Below are 1470 nucleotides of genomic sequence, written 5' to 3'. Positions count from 1 at the left end.
AGGCTGCAACTCTTTTTCTTGTGTTAATCCAGTGTACACCTGGCGTATATAAAAGTTTGTGGTGTTGTACATATTCTTAGCATTATGACAAGATTCTTGAAAATAAGAATACATACGATGCCCTTTTTTAATCCAAATTTGAAGAGTTTTATAGTTTGATGGATTTTCCTTTGTCATTTTATTCACCTCCTTGTTAAGGATATTATAGCAAAAACAGAACGTTTGTTTCTGTTTTTCTTGAAAATAAAATATTTCTTTCGATTCACCTCACCACCTTCACTTACGTTTAGAGGTGGGAGTCCTCTCGAAAGGCATGATAGAACAAGAAGAAGAGATTATGGAAATAGTCCAAGATTTAAATAATAAAGATCGTTATATCTTCTTGAAGAGGTATATTGATGGATATTCCATTGATGATATTGCGAAAGAATTAAAAGTAACGGCGGATTATATATACAATCGAATTTCTCGCGGGAAGAAAAAACTTCAAAAACTGTGGAAAGGGAGTGTGTAATATGGATAAAAGATTGTTATCGATGTTAAATGAGCTCCAATATTCAGAGGAAGAAATTACACGTTTAGAAAAAGAGGCGAATGATTCTATAAATATAGATAAATATTATGTGAGAAATGGAGAGTTACTAAAAAAATTAACTTTACAAATGTTAGAAGAATCCATTCGTAACGAATTACAAACTGGTGAAGAAATTGAGAAGGAACTGCTAGTAGACGAAGGATGTATGGTAAATAGTAAAATTATACCTAATATATTATACGTTGGAGCTACTTTTTATTATTATATCGTGTTGACAAATAAGAGAGTGATCATGAAAGGATTAGATTGTTATTTTAAAAAAATAAATGAACATAGTATACCATTAGAGGATATACAATTCATTTCGCAACATAAAAAAATGAAAAATGTCTTTGAGATTAAATATAATAACAATTATATACAATTTGGAAGTGTTGAGTGTGCACGTGAAATTGCAATAATTATGATAGAGTTAAAAAAACGTGGAGTAAAAGTAGGGAAATATACAGATTTAGAAAAAGGTTGGATGATTTTTTTCAGTGTATTTGTAATAGTGATGGGTGGGCTCATAGCTTTACCATATTTAACATAAAACGATAAAAGCGGCATAATAGCCGCTTTTTATCGTTTAGTTAGTTTGTATAATGATTTTGTAGCTTTAAAATACAACACTAATTCCGTTGAATCTATGTGTCATTGTACCATCTATAACAAATGCAAACTGTCAATAAGAAGATAAATACCTGTACAGCTCAAAAGGATATATGTAAATATTTTAAAAACTTGTGGATTAAGCCAATTGAAAATAATTTGACCTATAAACAAACCTAAAAATACAATTGGAATTGCATAAAAACTTGATTTCCAAATTGTTATGTCCGTTCCAGTAAAGAGTATTTGAGTTAGTAAACTAATGAAATATATAAACAGATAAA

The 1470-nt window shown here is 29.4% G+C and carries 1 protein-coding gene and 3 pseudogenes; 2 read left to right on the top strand and 2 right to left on the bottom strand.

Annotated features, from left to right (window positions below; genetic code table 11):
- Positions 1 to 177: pseudogene (locus BAQ48_RS27560) on the bottom strand (RNA-guided endonuclease InsQ/TnpB family protein); the annotation flags it as partial.
- Between the two features lie 136 nt (positions 178 to 313).
- Here BAQ48_RS27560 and BAQ48_RS12425 point away from each other — a divergent pair.
- Positions 314 to 514: pseudogene (locus BAQ48_RS12425) on the top strand (sigma factor-like helix-turn-helix DNA-binding protein); the annotation flags it as partial.
- Between the two features lies 1 nt (position 515).
- Positions 516 to 1127 (top strand): PH domain-containing protein, encoded by a 612-nt coding sequence (locus BAQ48_RS12420; protein WP_071711310.1) that lies wholly within the window; start codon positions 516 to 518, stop codon positions 1125 to 1127.
- 113 nt (positions 1128 to 1240) lie between these two features.
- Here BAQ48_RS12420 and BAQ48_RS12415 read toward each other — a convergent pair.
- Positions 1241 to 1470 (bottom strand): annotated as a pseudogene (locus tag BAQ48_RS12415) (sulfite exporter TauE/SafE family protein); the annotation flags it as partial.

Origin of the sequence: Bacillus luti, from assembly GCF_001884105.1 — a bacterium.
Classification (GTDB): Bacteria; Bacillota; Bacilli; order Bacillales; family Bacillaceae_G; genus Bacillus_A; species Bacillus_A luti.
This window is presented reverse-complemented; position numbering and strand designations above follow the sequence as displayed.